The sequence below is a fragment of the Actinoplanes sp. G11-F43 genome, from assembly GCF_050589265.1.
Taxonomy (GTDB): Bacteria; Actinomycetota; Actinomycetes; order Mycobacteriales; family Micromonosporaceae; genus Actinoplanes.
The window spans coordinates 47,034-68,238 of record NZ_JBNZCE010000024.1 but is presented as its reverse complement, the minus strand read 5'-3'; the positions used below and the strand labels follow the sequence as shown (position 1 = coordinate 68,238).

The window sequence follows — 21,205 nt, the reverse complement described above, 5'->3', positions numbered from 1 at the left end:
ACGACGGTGACGGTCAACGGGGCAGCTTTCCGCGCAGTTCGGAGGCGTAGAAGTCGAGGAAGCCGTCCGGGTCGGGGCCGCTGTTCATCAACACCACATGGTCAAAACCGGCTTTCGCGTACGTCTGGACAGCCTCGACGTAGGGCTCGGGGTCGGGTCCGGCGACGAAGTCGGCGCGGATGTCGTCCTCGGTGACCGTCGCCGACGCGGCCTCGAAGTTGATAGGGTTCGGCAGTTCGGCCATCACCTTCCAGCCGGTGACCGCCCAGCGTGTGGTGCGGTGCGCTTCGGCGATGCCGGCTTCCACGGTGGGCGCCCACGCCACCGCCGCCTCCGCGTATCGCGGGCCGGTGCCGCCGTACCGGGTGAACACTTCGACGAGTTCGGCGTCCGGGTCGGTGGCGAACAGGCCGCTGCCGTGGGTGGCGGCCAGTTCGGCGGCGCGCGGGCCGCCGGCGGCGACGGCGATCGCCGGCGACTCCGGCGGCAGGTCGAAGACGCGGGCGTCCTCCAGCTTCAGATACCTGCCGTCGTACGACTGGTATCCGCCCTGCCAGAGCAGGTTGATGATGTCGAGGGCCTCGGTGAGCCGGTCGTGCCGTTCGGTGACGCTGCCGAAGCCCTGCCCGACCACGTGCTCGTTGAGGCGTTCGCCGGAGCCGACGCCGAGGGTGAACCGGCCGTCGGACAGGATCGCCAGGGTGGCGGCGGCCTGCGCGATGATCGCCGGGTGGTAGCGGACGGTGGGGCAGGTGACGCCGGTGGCCAGGCCGAGCGTGTCGGTCTTGGCCGCGATGACGCTCAGCACGTTCCACGCGAACGGCGAGTGTCCCTGCACGTCGAGCCAGGGGTGGTAGTGGTCGCTGATCTCGACGAAGTCGAAGCCGGCCTGTTCGGCGCGGACCGCTTGGCGGACGAGTTCCTTGGGGCCGAAGGCTTCGGCCGCGAGCTTGTATCCGATCCTCATGGTGCTGCCCGATTCCCCGGAATATCCAGGACAAACGCGGCGTGCCGCTCCGCCGCGCGTCCCGCGTTGTCCTCCGCACCGGCCGGCGTCGAGGGCGTCGCGGCGGGTCAGTCGCCGGCGGTGGGCGGCCGGGTGCGGTCGAGGGCGGCGGCGGCCCGGTCGCCGACGTATCCGAGGTAGCCGATGTACGGCACGCCCACCACCGCGAGCAGCAGCACCATGCCGATCACCGGCGGATCGCCGAGGAACGCGCCTAGCAGCACCGGCAGCGGCGAGATCACCGCGAGCAGGATGCCGGTCCGGTACATCGGCCTCGCCACGGCGCGATGCGCGGCCCGCCAGTGCCGGGGGGAACGCGTGGTGGCCGTGGTCCGGATGCCCGGGCCGCGGTACATGTCCGCTCCCGGGCGCAGGGCCGCCCGGGAGGTGAACGCGACCAGCCACCCGAGGAGGGCGTAGACCACGGAGACGAATGCGCCGGCGAGCAAGACGGGTCCTCCTCGATCAGGGGTCGCCAGGATCTCAGGGTCGCCGGTCCGGCATCGTTCGATCCCGCTGGGGTGGGTTCGCGTCGACGGCGGCTACCACGTCGACCGAGGCCACGTCGTTCAGCAATGACGCCGATGCGTGCCGCCGCCCGGCGGCCCTGGGCCGCACCGGGCCGCCGGACGGTACCGGCGTCGCCTGTAAGGTCGGGCTGGTGAGTGAGCGGATCATCGGCGGACGGGCCTACGACTTCTCCCGCCGGGTGGTCGTGATGGCGATCGTGAACCGGACGCCCGACTCGTTCCACGACCGGGGGCGCACGTTCGCGCTGGAGAAGGCGACCGAGGCGGTCAAACGGGCGGCCGACGACGGGGCCGACTGGATCGACATCGGTGGGGTCCCGTTCGCGCCCGGCCCCGAGGTGAGCGTCGCCGAGGAGCTGGACCGGGTGCTGCCGGTCGTGGAGGCCGCCCGTGGCCTGGCCGTCGTCTCGGTGGACACGTTCCGGCCGGAGGTGGCCCGCGCGGTGATCGAGGCCGGTGCCGGGGTCGTCAACGACACGTCGGGGCTGCGGGATCCGGCGATGGCCGACGCGGTGGTGGGCACCGGCGCGCAGCTGGTGATCTGTCACAGTCTGGCGGCGCCGCGCACCGAGTTCCCGAGCCCGCGCTACGACGACGTGACCGCCGAGGTGGGCGCGTTCCTGCGGGCTAAGGTGGATCTGGCGCTGGCCCGCGGGGTCCGGCCGGATCAGATCATCATCGATCCGGGGCACGACCTGAACAAGAACACCAGGCATTCGCTGGAGCTGACCCGGCGGCTGGACGAGATCGCGGCGATCGGCTATCCGATGCTGGCGGCGCTGAGCAACAAGGACTTCATCGGGGAGACGCTGGACCGGCCGCAGCGGGAGCGGCTGGCCGGCACCCTGGCCACCGTGGTGTTCTCGATCCTGCACGGGGCGCGGATCATGCGGGTGCACGACGTGCGCGCCAACGTCGACGCGATCCGGATGACCGAGGCGATGCTGGGCTGGCGGGAGCCGGCGTACACCCGGCACAACATCTGACAGCGGGCATGTTGCGCGGGCGCAACATGCCTGCAACGATGACCTTCAATTCGGCGCCGCCCGGTCAGCGCGAGTCTCCGGCCACCGTCCTCGGCGGGTGACCCACGCATCCGCTCTCCCCGGTCCGGACGGCGCGGGGCTGTGATGAGACGTGTGCCGGGCTTCCGGCCGGCACACGTTCAGCCGCCGCTCTCAACCGATCCGGTTTCCGGGCAGTCCGCCGGCCCGCCGCTGGTGCCGGCGGTGCCGTCCAGGGCCGGCGCGACGGTCCGGAACTCCACATACCGTTTCCGGGGCAGCCCACCGACCACGGTGAAGTCGCCGACCGCGCTGACCGCGCCGTGCCTGACGCTGGCGGTCAGCTGCCGGGTGCCGGCCACGCCGTTGGCCTGCGGCGCCCAGGCCAGCAGGTTGCCGTCCCGGTCGACGGCGGCGAGTTTGCCGCGGGCCACCGAGCCGTCGGTGCAGATGCCGCGGGCCCCGTTGCTGGTGGTGGTGCAGGCCATGTCGAAGTGGCCGCCGACGTAGACGGTGCCGTCGAGCACGGTGATCGCCTGGGCGTCGCCGTCGAAGACCCGGGTCCAGCGGGTCCGGCCGTCGACGGTGTAGGAGACGGCCCGGCCGCCCTGCCCGCCGAGTGCGGCGTAGACGCCGTCGGTGTCGGTGGCGATCGCGAGCACCTGGGACACCGGTCTGGGCAGGAACCGCCGGTCGAGTTCCCCGGTGTGCGGGTCGACGGCGGTCAGCCGGAGGCTGGACTTCACGTCGTTGGTCTTGTGGAAGCCGCCGCCCACGTACACCCGGTCACCGGTGACGGCGAGCGCGTTCACGGTGTCGTCGGTGACCGGTGTCCAGGCCGGGTCGAGGGTGCCGGTGGCGGCGTCGAAGGCGGCCAGGTTGGCGCGCGGCGAGCCGTTCACCGCGGTGATCCGCCCGCCCAGGTAGATCCGGCCGTGCCCGGTGGCGAGGGCGTTGGGCTGGCCGAGCACGGTGTGGCGCAGTGCGGTGAGCCGGCCGTCGGTGGCGTCGATGCCGGCCAGCGCGTCCCGGGGTTCGCCGTTGACGGTGTCGAAGTCGCCGGCCGCGTAGACGACGCCGCCGTCCACGGCGAGGGCGCGCACGTTGGCGTCGGCGACCGGGGCCCAGTCGAGCAGCGCGCCGGTGTGGGCGTCGAAGGCGGCGAGCCGGGTGCGGGCGACGTTCCGGCCGTTGACCGAGGCGAGGGTGAAGTTGCCGCCGACGTAGACGGTGTCCCCGGCGTACGCGACCGCGTACACCGGGCCGTTGAACGAGGGGGTGATCGACGGCTCGGCCGAGACGGTCTCCGCGGACGCCGTGCCGCCCGCGGTGACGAGGACCGTCGCGGCTGCGGCGACCAGCACATGACGGAGCGCTTTAGCGCCTTTTCTGGTGATTTGTGCCACGCCCGGGTTTAACTTCCGAGATCCACAAAAGTCGCGGCTGATCTATGCCGGCGCCGCCCGGAACCCGCGGATCGCCAGCTCCGCGAACCGCCGCGACTCGGCCGGCCGCAACCCGCTGTTGGCCCGCAGCACCACCAGGAAGTCGTCCACCGTGAAATCCGGCCGCAGCGTCCCGGCGGCCTTCGCCCGGACCGCGATCCCGGAGATGGCGCGATGACCGTGTTCGAGGATCGATTCACGATCGACCGCTTGCGGGTACGCCGCATGAAAAGCCGCCGTGAACCCCCGGTCCCGGGCATGGAACGCGAACATCTCCTCGATCAGCGAGCACAGCCCCCGCCACGGATCGGGGTCGGCGGCGGCCCGGTCCAGGATCCGGGTGCAGAGCTGGTTCTGCTCCGCGAACGCCTCGGTGACCAGCGCCTCCTTGGTGGGGAACCGCCGGTAGAGGGTGGCCGGACCGACCCCGGCCCGGCGCGCCACCTCCCGCATCGGCACGTCCAGCCCGTCCTCGGCGAACAGCTCGCGGGCGGCGGCCAGGATCCGCTCCCGGTTGTCGCGGGCATCCGAGCGCAACGCCGGGGATGACTGAGTCAAAGTCACCGTCACGCTCTCACTTTAGCCAAGTGGACGGGGTGTTCCGGTTAGCGTCCCCGGGCATGAGAGCACTGCAGTTCCACGAGTACGGGCCCGCCGACGTGCTGCGGGTCGAGGACATCCCGGCACCGCACCCCGGGCCGGGCGAGATCCGGATCGCGGTCCGCGCCTCCGGCGTCACCCCGGCCGACCACCGGATCCGGTCCGGTGAGTTCCGGCACCTGCTGCCGGTCACCTTCCCGCACACGCTCGGCATCGACGCGGCGGGAGTGGTGGACGAGATCGGTGCGGGCGTGACCGGGGTCCGTACCGGCGACGCGGTCTTCGGTCTGACCGACCTGGCGAAACTGGGCGGAGCCAACGCCGAGTACGCCGTCCTCGCCCTGTGGGCGGCCAAGCCGGAAGCGTTGAGCTGGGAGCAGGCCGGTGGCGCGGCCGGCAACACCGAGACCTCCGGCCGGGTGCTCGACCTACTGCGGATCACCGAGGGCGACACGCTGCTGATCGAGGGCGCGGCCGGCGGGGTCGGCTCCCTCGCGGTCCAGCTCGCCGTCGCCCGGGGCGCCCGGGTGATCGGCACCGCGAGCCCCCGCAACCACGACTTCCTGGCCGGGCTGGGCGCCGAACCGGTCAGCTACGGGCCGGGGCTGGCCGGCCGGGTCGGCGGGCCGGTCGACGCGGTGTTCGACTGCGCCGGATCCGGCTCGCTGGGTGACCTGGTCGCCCTGGCCGGCGGGCCGGATCGGGTGGTGACCATCGCCGACTTCCACGCCGCCGAGCACGGGGTGCGCCAGTCCCGGACGGCCGGGCCGGGCGCCGACCCGCAGTCCCGGACAGCCCTGGGAGTCGCCGCGCGGCTGGCCGGGCAGGGGCGGTTCACCGTACCGGTGGCCGGGGTGTTCCCCCTGGCGGAGGCGGCCGCGGCGCACCGGCTCAGCGAGACCGGCCACGCCCGCGGCAAGGTAGTGCTCACCCCATAACCGCGTGGCCACTTCCGGTCCGGATCGGACCGCTGCGCGGCACGGTCGTGGCCCGTGTGGCCCGCGTGGTCCGCGTGGTCCGCGTGGTTACTTGTGGTTCGGATCGGACCGGTGTGCGGCACTTGTGCGGTCCACCAGGGTCTGCAGCTCCTGCTCGGTGATCTCCTCCAGCAGGAAGACCACCCGGTAGACCACGTAGCCCAGCCAGGCCCGCGCGGTCACCGGGTCGGTCACCGCCCGCAGCGCCTCCTCCCACGGATGCAGGATGTCGCGCAGGTCGGCCCGGCCGGCCTCACCCCGCGAACTCATCGCGGCGGCCACCACACCGGCGTCGCCGTACCGGGTCAGGGCCCCGACCAGCAGGCCCAGCACGGTCACGGCGTCGCCGGTGACGTCCACCGGGGCGAGCCGGTCACGGACCGCGTCGGTCACCACCGCCGCCTTGTTCGGCCACCAGCGGTACAGCGTCATCTTGGCGACGCCGGACCGCTCGGCGATCCGTTCCATCGTCACCCGGTGGTAGCCGACCTCGGTGAGCAGCTCCTCGGCCGCGGTCAGGGCGGCCCGGTGCGCCTCGGGGTCACGTCTGCGGCCGGCCATCGGTCTCCCTGCATGTCGTCGTACGGATCACAGGGATTCTAAACCGATACGAGACGTATCGTTTAGAAATCAAGGGCCCACCGGCCCGGTTTTCGTGAGGACTGATGGACATGGCACGACTGACTGGCAAGACCGCCCTGGTGACCGGCGCGGCCGGCGGCATCGGCAAGCACACCGCGCGGCGCATGGTGGAAGAGGGCGCGACCGTGATCGTGGCCGACGTGCAGGACACGCTCGGCGCCGAGACCGCCGCCGAGATCAACGCCCACTACCTGAGCCTCGACGTGACCAGCGAGGCCGCCTGGGAGCGCGCGGTGCAGACCGTCCGGGAGACGTTCGGTGGCCTGGACATCCTGGTCAACAACGCCGGCATCAGTGACCGTGACGTGCTGGAGGACACCGGGCTGGCCACGTACGAGAAGGTGGTCGCGGTCACCCAGACCAGCGTGTTCCTCGGGATGAAGGCGTTCGCGCCGCTGCTCAAGGAGGCCTCGGCCGCCTCGGTGGTGAACATCAGCTCGATCTTCGGGGCGTCCGGCGGGTTCGGCGCCTCCCCGGCGTACCACGCGGCCAAGGGCGCGGTCCGCACCCTGACGAAGAACATCGCCATCGAGTGGGCGCCGATCGGCATCCGGGTCAACAGCGTGCACCCGGGCTTCATCGAGACGCCGATGATGGGCGACACCGACCGGACCCCGCTGGCCGAGGTCACCCCGCTCGGCCGGGTCGGGCGGCCGGAGGAGGTCGCCGACGCGGTGCTCTTCCTGGCCAGTGACGAGGCGTCGTTCGTCACCGGTTCGGAGTTGTACGTGGACGGCGGCTACCTCGCCCGCTGAAGTCCTCGCTGCTCACCAGCCGCCCGGCGGTGCCTCCAGGTGGACGACCCCGGTCACGGTCATCTCGTCGAGGAGTTCGGGGCCGTACCCGAAGCCCTGTCCGCTGCCGCGGCGTGGATGCGCGGCACCGCCGGGAGCGCCGCCGAACACCGCGTTGACCTTGACGGTGCCCACCGGCAGTTCCCGCCAGGCGCGCTGGGCGTGGCTCATCGACCGGGTGAGGACGGTGGCGGCCAGCCCGTACGGTGAGTCCGCGGCCCGCCCCAGCGCCTCCTCGAACGAGTCCACCGTGGCCACCGGCGCGACCGGCCCGAACGTCTCCTCCCGCATCACCGCCATGTCGTCGGCGCAGCCGCTGAGGACGGTCGGCGGGTAGTACGCGCCGGGCCCGTCCGGGATCTCCCCACCGTGCCGCAGTGCCGCCCCGTCCCGGACCGCGGCGCGCACCTGCTCGTGCACGGTGTCCCGGAGCCGCCGGTCGACCAGTGGCCCGATCCGGTCGCCCCAGGTCGCGGCCTCGGCGGTGAGCGCGTCGAGGAACGCGCCGGCCACGTCCCGGTGCGCGTAGATCCGTTCCACCGCGACGCAGATCTGCCCGGAGTTGACGAAGGCGCCGAGTGCCGCCTGCCCGGCCGCCCATCCCGGGTCGACGTCGGCGTCCACGATCAGCGGGTCGCTGCCACCGTTCTCCAGCAGGGCTTTCGCGCCGGTCCGGGCGCAGGCCGCGGCGATCGACCGGCCGGCCGCGGTGGAGCCGACGTGGGCGACCAGGTCCACCGCCGACCCGGCCAGGGCCGCCCCGGCCGGGCCGTCGCCGTGCACCACCGACAGCACGCCGGGTGGCAGGTGCGGGTGGATCAGGGCGGCCAGCCGCCCGCCGGTGGCCGGGGTGCGCTCGCTGGGTTTGTGGACCACCGTGTTGCCGGTGACCAGGGCGGCGCCGAGGAGTCCGCAGGCGACGGCGACCGGATCGTTCCACGGGGTGATCACGGCGACCACCCCGCGTGGGCGGAACGCCATCAGGTCGATCGCGGCGCCGTCGCCGGCCAGGGTCCGGCCGCGGTGGGTGGGGCCGAGTTCGGCGTACTGGCGCAGGGTGCCGACTCCGGCGCCGATCGACTCGCGGGCGCCGTCGACGGGTTTGCCCATCTCGGCGGCCATGATCCCGGCCAGTTCACCGGCCGCGGCCTCGATCGCGTCGGCGGCGGCGTGCAGGGCGGCGGCCCGGGCGGCCGGCGCGGTCGCGGCCCATTCCGGGGCGGCTTCGCGGGCGGTACGCACGGCCGCCTCGATGTCGGCCGCGGTGGATACCGGCACCCGGGTCACCGGGCTGCCGTCCCGCGGATCGGTGACGGTCAGGGTGCGCCCGGAAGCGCCGTTCGACTGATGGCCGTCGATGAGCTGGGTGGCTTCGAACATGCGCGCAGTCTTCCCACACCTGCCGCCGTAAAACTTGACATACAACAAATATCCCCTGATGGACGATAGTTATCAGTCCAGCTCAGCGTGCATTTTCCAGGATTCTGGAGAAGTCGATGATCGAGCGAATAGAAGGGTGGGTCAGGGGTATCCGGGCCGCCATGCGTGTTCTCGGGATCAACGCGATCTTCCACGACCCGTCCGCGGCGGTGATCGTCGACGGCCGGGTGGTGGCCGCCGCCGAAGAGGAGCGGTTCAGCCGTCGCAAGCACGGCAAGCGGCCGGTGCCGTTCTCCGCGTGGGAGCTGCCGGAGCTGGCCGCCGACTGGTGCCTGCGCGAGGCCGGCCTGCGTCCCGGGGACGTGGACACGATCGCCTACTCGTTCGACCCGGCGCTCTGCGGGGACGGCGTCGACAGCGACCCGTGGGACCACCTGCGGGTCGACTACGCCCGGCGGGCACCACAGTTCCTGGCCACCGCCCTGCCCGGACTCGACCCGGACCGGGTGCGGTTCGTGCCGCACCACGTCGCGCACGCGGCGTCCGCCGGGCTGAGCGTGCCCGAGGACAACGCGGTGCTGGTGCTGGACGGGCGCGGGGAGTCGGCCAGCCACCTGGCCGGTGCCTACCGCGGCGGCCGGCTCGACGTGCTGGCCGCGCAGGCGCTGCCGCACTCGCTCGGGCTGCTCTACGAGGACCTCACCCGGCACCTGGGCTTCCTGCACTCCAGCGACGAGTACAAGGTGATGGCCCTCGCCTCGTACGGCACCCCACGGTTCCTCGGCCTGCTCCGGGACCTGGTCCGGCCCACCGGCGACGGCGGATTCACCATCGAGCGCATCGACTGGGACGCCCTGGCCAAGCGGCGCGGCGCCGAGGACGAGATGACCGACGCCCACGCCGACCTGGCCTCCAGTGTCCAGGCGCGCCTGGAGGAGGTGATCCTGGAGCTGGCCCGGTGGGCGTACCACGCGTCCGGGGGTCTGAAGACCCTGACCATGGCCGGCGGGACCGCCCTGAACTGTGTGGCCAACGCCCGGGTCGCCGCCGAGGGGCCGTTCGACCGGGTCTGGGTGCAACCGGCCGCCGGGGACGCCGGCACCGCCCTCGGCGCCGCGCTCGCCGTCGGCGAACAGCATGTCCCGTTCACCACCGCCGCCCTCGGCCGCGGCTGGACCGACGACGAGCTGGAAGCCGAACTGCGCCGGGCCGCGGTGCCCTACACCCGCCCGGACTCGATCGCGGCCGAGGCCGCCCGGGTGCTCGCCGGCAACGGCATCGTCGCCTGGTACCAGGGGCGCAGCGAGTACGGCCCGCGCGCCCTCGGGCACCGGTCGCTGCTGGCCCACCCCGGCGACCGGGACACCCAGACCCGGATGAACGACGTGAAGGGCCGCGAGCAGTTCCGGCCGATCGCACCGATGGTGCGCGCCGAACGGTTCCACGACATCTTCGAGGGCGCCTATCCCAGCCCGTACATGCTCTTCGTCCACCGGGTGAAACCGGACTGGCGCGACCGGATCCCGGCCGTCACCCACGTCGACGGCACCGCCCGGGTGCAGACCGTGCACGCCGACGACGAACCCGTGGTGGCCGCGATGCTGGCCGAGTTCGAACGGCTCACCGGCCTGCCGGTGGTCGTCAACACGTCACTGAACACGGCCGGCCGCCCGATGGTCGACACCCCGCGCGAGGCGCTCGAACTCTTCGGCTCGGCCCCGGTGGACCTGCTCGCGCTCGGCCCGTTCGCGGTCCACCGGGCCACCGCCTTCGCCGGTGCGGCCCGGTGACACCGCCCGGCGTCAGCATCGTGGTGCCCACCGTGGGCCGGCCCTGCCTGGGCACCCTGCTGAAAGCCCTCGGCCCGCTGCCGGACGGGATGGAACTGGTGATCGTGGACGATCGCCCGGACCGCACCACCCGGCTCGGCCTGCCGCCGGACAGCCCGGCCCGGGTGCTCCCCGGCCGGGCCGCCGGTCCCGCCGCCGCCCGCAACACCGGCTGGCGGGCCGCCCGGCACGAGTGGATCGCCTTCCTCGACGACGACGTGATCCCCGAACCCGGCTGGACCACCCGCCTGATCGAGGACCTGCGCCGCGCCGAGCGGATGGACGGCCGGATCGGGGGAGTCCAGGGCGACCTGTGGGTGCCACTGCCGGCCGGCCGCCGCCTCACCGACTGGGAACGGGTCACCGCCGGTCTGGCCGGCGGCGAGTGGATCACCGCGGACATGGCCTACCGGCGGGCCGCGCTGGCCCGCACCGGTGGTTTCGACGAGCGCCTGCCACGCGCCTTCCGGGAGGACGCCGAGCTGGCCCACCGAGTCCGCCGGGCCGGGTGGACACTGCTTCAAGGATCACGATCAACCGCCCATCCGGTACGGCCGGAGAGTCGCTGGATCAGCCTGCGCACCCAGCGCGGCAACGCCGACGACGCCCTGCTCCGCCGCCTGTACGGCCCGCATTGGCGCGATCTGCTGCGAATCCCGCCCGGCCGCCGCCACCGGCACGCCGCGATCGTCACCTGCCTGGCCGCGGCTGTCGGGTGTGCCGCCGTCGCCGGGACCCGGGCCGGTGGCCGGTTCTGGCCGGTGGCCGCCACTCTGGCCACCGCGGGCTGGGCGGCCGGCACCGCCGAATTCGCCGCCGCCCGCATCGCACCCGGCCCCCGGGATCGCCGCGAGGTGACCACCATGCTGCTGACCAGCGCCGTCATCCCGCCGATGGCTGTCGCCCACTGGCTACGCGGCTGGTTCCACTGGCGCGGCGCCGAACCGCTGCCCGAGGTCCCGGCCGGCCTCCAGCGGGTCGTCACACCAACCGACGCGATCACGATTCGTCCGGAGAAAGCTGATGAACCAGATGACTCGGAGGAGACGGTTCGTGACGACGAGGGCGTGCGAGCCGGGGCCCGCCGGTGAGCGGGAACCTCTTCGACGCGGTGCTCCTGGACCGGGACGGGACGCTCGTCGTCGACGTGCCCTACAACGGTGACCCGGACGCGGTGGTGCCCATGCCGGGCGCCCGGGCGGCACTCGACCGGCTGCGGGCCGCGGGACTGCGGCTCGGCGTGGTCACCAACCAGTCCGGGCTGGCCCGGGGACGGTTCACCGCCGAACAGATGGCCGCCGTCAACCGGCGGGTCGAGGAGCTGCTGGGACCGTTCGGCACCTGGCAGATCTGCCCACACGACGAGACCGCCGGCTGCGGATGCCGCAAACCCGCGCCCGGCCTGATCGCCGCCGCCGCGTCCGCGCTCGGCACGGTCCCCGCACGCTGTGTGATGGTCGGCGACATCGGCCGGGACATGGACGCCGCGCTCGCCGCCGGAGCCACCGGAATCCTGGTGCCCACCGACGTCACACTGGCCGGGGAGGTCCTCGCCGCCCCGCATCTCGCGACCGGCCTGGGCGCGGCCGCCGACCTGATCCTGCGCCGCCGGGAGCTGCTCGAACCGGCTCCCGCCGGCGACGGCCGGCCCACCGGCGGGACGGTTCTCGCGGTGCGGTCCGACTCGGCGGGGGACGTGCTGGTCACCGGTCCGGCGGTGCGGGCGCTGGCCGCCGGGGCCGACCGGGTGGTGCTGCTGTGCGGTCCGCGCGGACGGGACGCGGCCGGGCTGCTGCCCGGGGTGGACGAGATCATCGAGTGGCGGCTGCCGTGGATCGACCCGGAGCCGGCCGCGGTCGACGACGGTGACATGCGGGCGCTCGCCGCCCGGTTGCGGGAGATCCGGGCCGACCAGGCGGTGATCTTCACGTCGTTCCATCAGTCGGCGCTGCCGCTGGCCCTCCTGATGCGGATGGCCGGGATACCCCGGATCACCGCGATCAGCGACGACTATCCGGGCTCCCTGCTGGACGTCCGGCACCGCGTACCCGATGATCTGCCGGAACCGGAACGGGCCCGCAGCGTCGCCGCCGCCGCCGGGTTCGGTCTTCCGGAGTCCGACGACGGGCGGCTACGGGTGACCGTCCCGCCCGTCCCGCGCGGCGGCTACCTGGTGGTGCATCCCGGCGCGAGCTGCGAGGCCCGCGCCTGCCCGCCGGAGAACCTGCGCCGGATCGTGGCCGCGCTCGCCGCCGACGGGCACCGGGTGGTGGTCACCGGCGGGCCGGGGGAGCGGCATCTGGCCGGGTACGTCGCCGGGACCACCGGAGTGGACGCCGGGCCGATTCCGCTGCGTGATCTGGCCACGCTGATCGCCGGCGCGGGCGCCCTGATCGTCGCGAACACCGGGCCCGCCCACCTGGCCGCGGCCGTCGGCACCCCGGTGATCAGCCTGTACGCCCCGACCGTCCCATTCGGGCGCTGGGGCCCGTACCGGGTGCCCACCGTCCGCCTCGGCGACCCCGCCGCCGGATGCCGCGACTCCCGGGCCACCCGCTGCCCGGTTCCCGGCCACCCCTGCCTGTCCGGGATCGAACCGGACCAGGTCCGCACCGCGGTACGCCGCCTCGGCGTCACCGCCCGACAACCGAACCTCGGCGAGGTGGCCGCGTGAACATCCTGCTCTGGCACGTGCACGGTTCCTGGACGACGTCGTTCGTCCAGGGCAAACACCGCTACCTGGTGCCGGTCAACGACGCCCGCGACGAGTGGGGCCGCGGCCGGGCCCGCACCTTCGACTGGCCCGACACGGTCGAGGAGCTGCCCCTGGACCGGATCCGGGACGTGGACGTGGCGATCGCCCAGCGGCCGGCCGAACTGGACCTGATCCCGCCGCACGTCCCGGTGATCTACGTCGAGCACAACACCCCGAAGGGCGACGTGCCGGCCACCCGGCATCCGCTCGCCGACCGGGACGACCTGCTGATCGCGCACGTCACCGACTTCAACGAGCTGTTCTGGGACTGCGGCGGCACGCGTACCACGGTGGTGGATCACGGGGTCGGCGAACCGGCCGCGCGCTGGACCGGTGACCTGGACCGGCTGGCGATCGTCACCAACGAGCCGGTCCGGCGCGGACGGGTCACCGGCACCGACCTGTTCGGCCGGTTCACCGGCGCCGCCCCGGTCGACGTGTTCGGCATGGGTGTCACCGGGCTGACCGGGGTCACCACCTACGAGGACCTGCCCCAGCAGGCGATGCACGCCGAACTCGCCCGCCGCCGCGCCTACCTGCACCTGTGCCGGTGGACGTCGCTCGGCCTCAGCCTGATCGAGGCGATGCGAATGGGCATGCCGGTGATCGCGCTGGCCACCACCGAGGCGGTGGCCGCCGTGCCACCGGACGCCGGGATCCTGTCCACCCGGGTGGACACCCTGGTCGAGGCGGCCCGGTGGCTGATCGACGAACCGGCCGAGGCCGCCCGCCTCGGTGAACGGGCCAGGCAGGTGGCCACCACCCGCTACGGACTCGACCGTTTCCTCGCCGACTGGGACCGCCTGCTGGAGGAGGAGTCATGCGCGTCGCGATGATCTCGGAACACGCCAGTCCACTCGCCACCCTCGGCGGAGTGGACGCCGGCGGGCAGAACAGCCACGTCGCGGCGCTGTCCACCGCGCTCGCCGGGCAGGGCCACGACGTCCGGGTCTACACCCGGCGGGACGGCGCCGGCCTGCCCGAGGTGGTGCCGATGGGCGAACGGGTGGAGGTGGTGCACGTGCCCGCCGGACCACCCGAGACGCTGCCGAAGGACGAGCTGCTGCCGCACATGGGGGAGTTCGCCGCGTGGCTGGCCGACGACTGGCGCACCGGCTGGCGACCGGACGTGGCACACGCCCACTTCTGGATGAGCGGGCTCGCCACCCTGGAGGCCGGGCGGGCCTGCGCGACACCGGTGGTGCAGACCTTCCACGCGCTCGGCACCGTCAAACGCCGCCACCAAGGCCGGGCCGACACCAGCCCGGAACGGCGCATCGCCTGCGAACGGCACCTCGGCCGCACGATGGACCGGGTGATCGTGCAGTGCCATGACGAGATCGGCGAACTGCTCCGGATGGGTGTACCCCGCAGCCGGATGACCCTGGTGCCGTCCGGGGTCGACACCACCCGGTTCAGCGGGTACGGGCCGGTGGCCCCACGCCGGCCCGGCCTGGCCCGGATCCTGACGGTGGCCCGGCTGGTCGAGCGCAAGGGCGTCGAGGACCTGGTCCGGGCCCTGACCGCGGTGCCCGGCGCCGAGTTGGTGGTGGTCGGCGGGCCGGCCCCGGACCGGGTGCGCGAGGACCCGTACGCCCGCAGGCTCCTCGCCCTGGCCGTCCGCTGCCGGGTCGCCGACCGGGTCACCCTGGCCGGCGCCGTGCCCGCCCACGAGATGCCCGCCTGGTACCGGTCGGCCGACGTGGTCGCCGCCACCCCCTGGTACGAGCCGTTCGGCCTGACCCCGCTGGAAGCCATGGCGTGCGGGGTGCCGGTCGTCGCCACCGAGGTCGGCGGGCTCACCGACACCGTCGTCGACGGGGTCACCGGAGACCTGGTCCCACCCCACGACCCCGGGCGCCTGGCGGACACGTTGCGGCGGTTGCTGGGCGACGAGGTGCGCCGATTCGGGTACGGGGCGGCCGGCGCCGACCGGGCCGGGGCGGTCTACGCGTGGCCCCGCATCGCCGAACGCCTCACCACCGTGTACACCACCGTCGCCGACCTGGAGGCCGTCGTTTGACTTCTCCCCGCTCTAACGGACGGGGATTCCGGCGGTCGCCCGCCGGGTTTCCTGCTTCACAGCCCGCTGCCCCGAACGGAGGTTCCCCCGTTGAGGTCTGACACCAGCTCCCCAGGCAGACACCGCCAGCCCGGCGGCCAGAATGTTGCGCGCCGCGTTGACGTCGCGGTCGTGGACGGCCCCGCACGGGCAGATCCACGACCGCACGTGCAACGGCATCTTCTCCACGAGGTGCCCACAGGCGGAGCAGAGTTTCGAGGACGGGTACCAGCGGTCGATCACGATCAGGTCCCGGCCGTACCAGGCGCATTTGTAGGTGAGCAGTTCGCGGACGGTGGTCCAGGCCGCGTCGGATATGGCGCGGGCCAGCCGGTGGTTCTTGAGCATGTTGCGGACGGTCAGGTCCTCGATCACGAGCGTTTGGTTCTCACGCACGAGTCGAGTGGTCAGCTGGTGCAGGTGATCCCGGCGCCGGTCGGTGATGCGGGCATGGATCCGGGCGACCTTGCGGCGGGCCTTGTCCCGGTTCGCCGAGCCCTTCTCCTTGCGGGCGAGGTTCCGCTGCGCGAGGGCGAGGCGCAGCCGGTCGGCGCGTTCGTGGCGCGGGTTGGCGATCTTCTCCCCGGTGGACAAGGTGACCAGGTGGTCGAGTCCGGCGTCGATCCCGACCGCCGCCGTGGTGGCCGGGGCCTGCTCGATCGTGTCCCCGCACAGCAAGGACACGAACCAGCGGCCCGCCGAATCTCGGGACACCGTCACAGTGGATGGCGACCGGCCGTCGGGCAGCGGCCGCGACCAGACGATGTCGAGGGGGGCGGTCATCTTGGCGAGGGTCAGCTCGCCGTTTCTCCAGCGGAAAGCGGAGGCGGTGAACTCGGCCGACGCCCGCGACCGGCGTTTGGACTTGAACCGCGGGTAGCGGGCCCGCTTGTCCCAGAACGCGGCGAACGCGCCTTGCAGATGCCGCAGGCACTGCTGGAGCGGAACGCAGGACACCTCGTTGAGGAAGGCCAGCTCGCCGGTCTTCTTCCAAGCGGTCAGCATGGCGCTGGTCGCGTTGTAGCCGACCCGTTCCTGCCGCAGGCGCCAGGCGGTGGTGCGGGCCTCCAAGGCCAGGTTGTAGACCTTGCGCACACATCCGAACGTCCGGTTCAGCAGGTCGGCCTGCTCCGGAGTCGGGTAGAAACGGAACCGGAAGGCCCGTTTCACGGCGTGTTCGGACACGCCCGACACGTTAGTACGCCTGTTCGGCAGGATGTCGCGCGGGGGTGGCTTGTGGACAGACGCCTATTCGCCGCCACGGCGAACAGGCTGCCCCTGACCTGCTCCGCAGGTGCCCAATTCCGCTCCGGCCTGAAGGCCGGGAGTATCCACGGAGGAATCTGATGACCGCGTTGGATCTCGTGGATCAGCACCTCACCGGGCTGGTCCGGGCGCTGCCGGCGTTCCGGGCGCGGGCCGGGCTGCTGGACCGCTGGGGCGCCGCCCTGGCCCGGCATCTGGTCGCCGGCGGCCGGCTGCTGGTGGCCGGCAACGGCGGCAGCGCGGCCGAGGCCCAGCACCTGGCCGCCGAGCTGGTCGGCAGACTGCGCGAGGACCGGATGCCGCTGTCCGCGATCGCCCTCACCCCGGACTCGTCGGCGGTCACCGCGATCGGCAACGACTACGGCTTCGACGAGGTCTTCGCCCGGCAGGTGCGCGCGCACGGCCGCCGGGACGATGTACTGATCGTTCTGTCCACCAGTGGCCGCAGCCCCAATCTGGTGGCCGCCGCGCGGGCCGCGACCGGGATCGGGATGCGGACCTGGGCGATGGTCGGTGATCGTCCCGGCCCGCTCGCCGACCTCTGCGACGAGGCGCTGTGCTGCCCCTCGGTGGACGGCCAGGTGGTCCAGGAACTGCATCTGGTCGCGGTGCACCTGATGTGCGAATACGTCGACCGGCACCTGCCCACCGCGCTGGCCCGGCAGGCGGGCGCCGCCGCGGTCCCGTTCGGCGCGGGCCGGGACGAGATCGGGGAGATGGTGCACGCATGAGGCTCGTCATCGTCGGCGACACCCTGCTGGACCGGGACGTCGACGGCAGCGTCACCCGGATCGCCCCGGACGCGCCCGCGCCGGTCCTCGACGAGGAGAACGTCCACGAACGGCCGGGCGGGGCCGGACTCGCCGCGCTGCTCGCCGCCCGGCACGGCCAGCCGGTCACGCTGGTCACCGCGCTGGCCGCGGACGCCGCCGGGGCCCGGCTCAGCGAGCTGCTGACGGCGGCGGGCATCACCGTGTACGCGCTTCCGCTCCCCGGCCGCACCCCGGAGAAGATCCGGATGCGCGCGGGCGGCCAGGTGCTGCTCCGGCTCGACCGGGGCGGGCCGCCGCAGCCACCCGGGGACGCGCCGGCCGCCGTGCTGGAGGTGCTCCGGGAGGCCACCGCGATTCTGGTCAGCGACTACGGCCGGGGCGTCGCCGGGCATCCGGCCCTGCGTGCCGCCCTGACCGAGGCGAAGGCGCCGGTGGTGTGGGACCCGCACCCGAACGGGCCGTCGCCGGTGCCGGGCGTCCGGCTGGTCACCCCGAACGAGTCCGAGGCGCGCCGGCTGGCCGGGGACGCCGGCCACGGATCCGGGCTCTCGACGGCCCAGCGGACCGGGCACACGCTGCGGCAGCGGTGGAAGGCCGGCGCGGTGGTGGTCACCCGCGGATCCTCCGGGGCGGTGCTGTGCCAGGGCGGTCCGTCGCCGCTGGTGGTGCCGGTCCCGGCCGCCTCGGGCGGGGACACCTGTGGTGCCGGTGACGCCTTCGCCGTGGCGGCTGCGGTCGCGCTGGCCGGCGGAGCCCTGGTCTCGGAGGCGGTGGAGGCGGCGGTCCACGAGGCAAGCGCCTATGTCGCCGGACTCTACGATATGTACGAGATATCGGGCAGAAGGGAAGAGCGGGATCGCACTGCCCCGCTGGGGCAGGCTCGCCCGCGGCCGGACGGCGGATCCGCGGGCGGGCGGCGGGGCGACGGACCGGCGGGTGGGCGGCCGGACGGCGGATCCGCGGGCGGGCGGCCGGACGGCGGATCCGCGGGCGGGCGGCCGGGCGATGCATCCGCGGGCGGGCGGCTGGACGGCGGTTACGGCGGTGTGCGGCCGGGTGGCGGATTCACCGGCGAGCGTCCCGGTGGTGGAAACGCGGGCGGGGGCGACGGTGACGGCTATGCCGGGTCCGGGGACGCCGGCCGGCTCGCCGCCGCCGTCCGGGCGCGGGGTGGGACCGTCGTGGCCACCGGGGGGTGCTTCGATCTGCTGCACACCGGGCATCTGGCCACCCTGCGGGCCGCCCGCTCACTGGGGGACTGCCTGGTCGTGTTGCTGAACAGCGACGACTCGGTGCGCCGGCTGAAAGGGGCGGACCGGCCGCTCACCGGGCAGGACGACCGGGCCCGGCTGCTGGCCGCGCTCGACTGTGTGGACGCCGTGGTGATCTTCGGCGAGCCGACGCCCGAGCCGGTGCTCACCTGGCTGCGGCCGGACATCTGGGTCAAGGGCGGCGACTACGCCGACGGTGGCCCGGACCTGCCCGAGTCCGCTGTCGTCGAGCGCTGGGGCGGGCAGACCGTGATCGTGCCCTACCTGGACGGGCGTTCCACCACCAGGACCATCGCCGAAGCACGTGGGAGGTAACCGAGTTGAACACGGTCATCGTCACCGGAGGGTCGAGCGGCCTGGGCGCCGCGGTCGTGGACGCGGTGCTCGGCGCGGGCGGCCGGCCGTACGTCATCGACCGTCAGCCACCGAGGGACGGGGTGGAGTGGATCGCGTGCGACCTGGCCGACACCCGGGCCGCCGAGCGGGCCACCCGGGAGCTGATCGACCGGGCCGGCGGGAGCGTGGACGGGCTGGTGACCGCGGCCGGCATGGACGTCCCGGGCACCCTGGAGGACACGCCGGGTGAGGTGTGGGACCGGATCGTCACGATCGACCTGTTGGCCACGGCCGCGGTGATCCGGGCGGCGATCCCGGCGCTGAAACGGTCGCACGGTGCTGTGGTGACCGTGTCGTCGACGCTGGGGGTGAAGGCGGTGTCCGACGCGACCGCCTACTGTGCCGCCAAGTTCGGCGTGGTGGGGTTCACCCGGGCGCTGGCCGCCGAGCTGGCCGGGCAGGTCAACGTCACCCTGCTGATCCCGGGCGGGATGCGGACCAGGTTCTTCGACGAGCGGGACGTGAAGTACAAGCCGGGGCCGGACGCGATCCTCAACGATCCGGCGCACGTGGCGGCGGCTGTCGTGTTCGCGTTGAGCCAGCCGCCCGGCTGTGCGATCCGGGAGATGGTCGTGGCGGCCGAGACGGAGAGCTCGTACCCATGATCCTGGCCCTGCGCGCCCTCGGGGTGGGTGACCTGGCGACCGCGGTGCCCACCCTGCGCGGGCTCCGGGCCGCCTTCCCCGGCGAGACCCTGGCGCTGGCCGCCCCGGCCTGGCTGACCCCGCTGATCGTCGCGATCGGTGGCATCGACCGGATCGTTGCGGCGGCCGAGCTGGAGCCGCTGGACATGGCGCCGGCGATGCCCCGGATCGCGGTTAACCTGCACGGTTCCGGGCCGGAGTCGCATCAGCGGTTGCGGGTGCTGCGGCCGGGCGCGCTGTGGGCGTTCGCCAGCGCCCCGGCCGGGCACCAGGACGGGCCGGGCTGGCACGACGGCGAGCACGAGGTGCGGCGCTGGTGCCGGCTGGTGCGCTACTACGGCGTACCGTGTGATGAATCTGATCTTGATCTTGCGGTGCCCGGCGCGGACGTGCCGCACGGTGTCACGATCGTCCACCCGGGCGCCAAGTCCCCGGCCCGGCGCTGGCCTCCGGAACGCTTCGCGTCCGTCGCCCGGCGGTTGCACGAGGCCGGCCATCACGTCCTGGTCACCGGTTCCCCGGCCGAGCAGCAATTGTGTGTACGGGTGAGCGAGCTCGCCGGACTCCCCGGCGCGGTGATCCGAACCGGACTCGGGGAGCTCGCCGCCCTGGTCGCCGCGGCCCGGCTGGTGATCTGCGGGGACACCGGGATCGCGCACCTGGCCACCGCGTACCGGACCCCGTCGGTGGTGCTGTTCGGCCCGGTCTCCCCGGTGCTCTGGGGGCCACCCGCCGACCGCGCGTACCACCAGGTGATCTGGCACGGCACGCGCAGTGAGCGCGGGGATCTGCCCGGCCCGGTGCATCCCGCGCTGCTCGCCGTCACCGAGGACGAGGTCCTCGCCGCCGCGGAGAAGGCCCAGGATGCGGCTGCGTCGCAGTGACCCGGCCAAGCCCGGCCTGACCCGCAGCGGCCGGCGTGTCCTGGACGCGGCCGGCGACCCGGTCCGTGACCCGGAGACCCTCGACCGGGTCAAGAGCCTGGTCATCCCGCCGGCGTGGAAGAAGGTGTGGATCGCTCCCGACCCGCGCGGTCACATCCAGGCGGTGGGTGTCGACGCGGCGGGCCGCCGGCAGTACCTCTACCACCCGGTGTGGCGGGAGCAGCAGGACCGGGCCAAGTTCGACCGGGTCCTGGAGCTGGCCGAGCGGCTGCCCGAGGTCCGCGACCGTCTGACCGCCGACCTGACCGGCCGGGGACTGACCCGGACCCGGGTCCTGGCGGCCGTCGTCGGGCTGCTGGACATGGGCATGTTCCGGGTCGGCGGCGCGGAGTCGGCGGCCCGGGAGGAGGACCCGTCCTACGGCCTGTCGACACTGCGGCCCGATCACGTACGTACCAGGGGCGGTTGTGTGATCCTGCAGTTCGTCGGCAAGTCGGGTGTCGAGCAGAACGCCCCCGTCGGGCATCTGGAGATCTGCACCGTGCTGCGTGATCTGAAGCGCCGCCGGAGGGGCGAGGATCGGCTGTTCGCGCACTGGGACGCGTCGGCCCGGCGCTGGCGGCACGTGCACGCCACCACGATCAACGAGTATCTGCGTGAGATCAGCGGCGAGGAGATGACCGCCAAGGACTTCCGCACCTGGCACGGCACCGTGCGCGCGGCCACCGCCCTGGCCGAGATCGGTCCGCAGCCCACCGCCACGGCCCGGAGGAAGGCGGTGGCGGGGGCGATGCGCGAGGTCGCCGACCTGCTCGGCAACACACCGGCGGTGGCCCGTGCGTCGTACGTCGACCCGCGTGTGGTCGAGGCCTTCGAGCAGGGCGAGGTGGCCGAGGGGGAGGACGAGGTCCGCGACCTGCTTGCCTAAACCCTTTAGGTAGATCATG

General features: G+C 73.4%; 20 protein-coding genes. 13 read left to right on the top strand and 7 right to left on the bottom strand.

Features of this window, described 5'->3' with window-relative positions; all coding sequences use genetic code 11:
• Nucleotides 1-13 precede the first annotated feature (13 nt).
• Nucleotides 14-967 carry a TIGR03557 family F420-dependent LLM class oxidoreductase gene (locus tag ACQ0O7_RS27435; protein WP_430785768.1) on the bottom strand — a complete coding sequence of 318 codons (954 nt, stop codon included), beginning with the start codon at nucleotides 965-967 and terminating at the stop codon, nucleotides 14-16.
• A gap of 107 nt (nucleotides 968-1,074) precedes the next feature.
• Nucleotides 1,075-1,455, bottom strand: coding sequence for an SdpI family protein (locus ACQ0O7_RS27430; RefSeq protein WP_430785766.1), 381 nt, complete (start codon nucleotides 1,453-1,455; stop codon nucleotides 1,075-1,077).
• 269 nt (nucleotides 1,456-1,724) lie between these two features.
• Here ACQ0O7_RS27430 and folP point away from each other — a divergent pair, with 269 nt between their 5' ends.
• Nucleotides 1,725-2,522, top strand: a complete 798-nt coding sequence (folP, locus tag ACQ0O7_RS27425; protein WP_430786293.1) for a dihydropteroate synthase — start codon at nucleotides 1,725-1,727, stop codon at nucleotides 2,520-2,522.
• A 179-nt stretch (nucleotides 2,523-2,701) separates the two neighbouring features.
• Here the strand turns inward: folP and ACQ0O7_RS27420 are convergent, their stop codons facing one another.
• A complete protein-coding gene (locus ACQ0O7_RS27420) occupies nucleotides 2,702-3,904 on the bottom strand; it encodes a PQQ-binding-like beta-propeller repeat protein (RefSeq protein ID WP_430785764.1) in 1,203 nt (400 codons plus the stop codon).
• Nucleotides 3,905-3,988: 84 nt separating this feature from the next.
• On the bottom strand, nucleotides 3,989-4,555 hold the full coding sequence (locus ACQ0O7_RS27415; RefSeq protein ID WP_430785762.1) for a TetR/AcrR family transcriptional regulator: 567 nt from the start codon (nucleotides 4,553-4,555) through the stop codon (nucleotides 3,989-3,991).
• Nucleotides 4,556-4,605: 50 nt separating this feature from the next.
• On the opposite strand from ACQ0O7_RS27415, the gene ACQ0O7_RS27410 reads away from it, so the two are divergent.
• Entirely contained in the window at nucleotides 4,606-5,523 is a 918-nt protein-coding gene (locus ACQ0O7_RS27410) for an NADP-dependent oxidoreductase (RefSeq protein ID WP_430785760.1), read from the top strand.
• Between the two features lie 87 nt (nucleotides 5,524-5,610).
• On the opposite strand, the gene ACQ0O7_RS27405 is transcribed toward ACQ0O7_RS27410, so the two are convergent.
• On the bottom strand, nucleotides 5,611-6,123 hold the full coding sequence (locus ACQ0O7_RS27405) for a TetR/AcrR family transcriptional regulator (RefSeq protein ID WP_430785758.1): 513 nt from the start codon (nucleotides 6,121-6,123) through the stop codon (nucleotides 5,611-5,613).
• Nucleotides 6,124-6,233: 110 nt separating this feature from the next.
• Between ACQ0O7_RS27405 and ACQ0O7_RS27400 the strand changes: the two genes are divergently transcribed.
• Entirely contained in the window at nucleotides 6,234-6,959 is a 726-nt protein-coding gene (locus ACQ0O7_RS27400) for an SDR family NAD(P)-dependent oxidoreductase (protein WP_430785756.1), read from the top strand.
• Between the two features lie 12 nt (nucleotides 6,960-6,971).
• Here ACQ0O7_RS27400 and ACQ0O7_RS27395 read toward each other — a convergent pair whose 3' ends face one another.
• The gene (locus ACQ0O7_RS27395) at nucleotides 6,972-8,378 is read right to left on the bottom strand and encodes an aldehyde dehydrogenase family protein (RefSeq protein WP_430785754.1); all 1,407 of its coding nucleotides are present in this window, start codon (nucleotides 8,376-8,378) and stop codon (nucleotides 6,972-6,974) included.
• 161 nt (nucleotides 8,379-8,539) lie between these two features.
• On the opposite strand from ACQ0O7_RS27395, the gene ACQ0O7_RS27390 reads away from it, so the two are divergent.
• From ACQ0O7_RS27390 to ACQ0O7_RS27370, 5 genes are read left to right on the top strand one after another with little or no spacing between them, the layout of a single operon-like run.
• Complete coding sequence (locus ACQ0O7_RS27390; RefSeq protein ID WP_430785752.1) at nucleotides 8,540-10,168, top strand: carbamoyltransferase family protein; 1,629 nt, start codon at nucleotides 8,540-8,542, stop codon at nucleotides 10,166-10,168.
• Nucleotides 10,165-11,298 (top strand): glycosyltransferase family 2 protein, encoded by a 1,134-nt coding sequence (locus ACQ0O7_RS27385; protein ID WP_430785750.1) that lies wholly within the window; start codon nucleotides 10,165-10,167, stop codon nucleotides 11,296-11,298. The genes ACQ0O7_RS27390 and ACQ0O7_RS27385 overlap by 4 nt, the downstream gene beginning before the upstream one ends.
• Entirely contained in the window at nucleotides 11,295-12,881 is a 1,587-nt protein-coding gene (locus ACQ0O7_RS27380; RefSeq protein ID WP_430785748.1) for an HAD-IIIA family hydrolase, read from the top strand. Before ACQ0O7_RS27385 ends, ACQ0O7_RS27380 begins: the two co-directional genes overlap by 4 nt.
• Nucleotides 12,878-13,798 (top strand): glycosyltransferase, encoded by a 921-nt coding sequence (locus ACQ0O7_RS27375; protein WP_430785746.1) that lies wholly within the window; start codon nucleotides 12,878-12,880, stop codon nucleotides 13,796-13,798. Before ACQ0O7_RS27380 ends, ACQ0O7_RS27375 begins: the two co-directional genes overlap by 4 nt.
• Nucleotides 13,783-14,985 carry a glycosyltransferase gene (locus tag ACQ0O7_RS27370; protein WP_430785744.1) on the top strand — a complete coding sequence of 401 codons (1,203 nt, stop codon included), beginning with the start codon at nucleotides 13,783-13,785 and terminating at the stop codon, nucleotides 14,983-14,985. The genes ACQ0O7_RS27375 and ACQ0O7_RS27370 overlap by 16 nt, the downstream gene beginning before the upstream one ends.
• Nucleotides 14,986-14,997: 12 nt before the next feature.
• Here the strand turns inward: ACQ0O7_RS27370 and ACQ0O7_RS27365 are convergent, their stop codons facing one another.
• Nucleotides 14,998-16,209 (bottom strand): RNA-guided endonuclease InsQ/TnpB family protein, encoded by a 1,212-nt coding sequence (locus ACQ0O7_RS27365; protein WP_430785742.1) that lies wholly within the window; start codon nucleotides 16,207-16,209, stop codon nucleotides 14,998-15,000.
• 158 nt (nucleotides 16,210-16,367) lie between these two features.
• Between ACQ0O7_RS27365 and ACQ0O7_RS27360 the strand changes: the two genes are divergently transcribed.
• Genes ACQ0O7_RS27360 through ACQ0O7_RS27340 form a run of 5 tightly spaced genes read left to right on the top strand, consistent with a single transcriptional unit; the run spans nucleotide 16,368 to nucleotide 21,186 of the window.
• Entirely contained in the window at nucleotides 16,368-17,021 is a 654-nt protein-coding gene (locus ACQ0O7_RS27360; protein ID WP_430786291.1) for a D-sedoheptulose-7-phosphate isomerase, read from the top strand.
• Nucleotides 17,018-18,649, top strand: coding sequence for a PfkB family carbohydrate kinase (locus tag ACQ0O7_RS27355; RefSeq protein WP_430785740.1), 1,632 nt, complete (start codon nucleotides 17,018-17,020; stop codon nucleotides 18,647-18,649). The genes ACQ0O7_RS27360 and ACQ0O7_RS27355 overlap by 4 nt, the downstream gene beginning before the upstream one ends.
• A gap of 5 nt (nucleotides 18,650-18,654) precedes the next feature.
• On the top strand, nucleotides 18,655-19,335 hold the full coding sequence (locus ACQ0O7_RS27350) for an SDR family NAD(P)-dependent oxidoreductase (protein WP_430785738.1): 681 nt from the start codon (nucleotides 18,655-18,657) through the stop codon (nucleotides 19,333-19,335).
• Complete coding sequence (locus ACQ0O7_RS27345) at nucleotides 19,332-20,258, top strand: glycosyltransferase family 9 protein (protein ID WP_430785736.1); 927 nt, start codon at nucleotides 19,332-19,334, stop codon at nucleotides 20,256-20,258. The genes ACQ0O7_RS27350 and ACQ0O7_RS27345 overlap by 4 nt, the downstream gene beginning before the upstream one ends.
• Complete coding sequence (locus tag ACQ0O7_RS27340; protein ID WP_430785734.1) at nucleotides 20,239-21,186, top strand: DNA topoisomerase IB; 948 nt, start codon at nucleotides 20,239-20,241, stop codon at nucleotides 21,184-21,186. The genes ACQ0O7_RS27345 and ACQ0O7_RS27340 overlap by 20 nt, the downstream gene beginning before the upstream one ends.
• Nucleotides 21,187-21,205 lie beyond the last annotated feature (19 nt).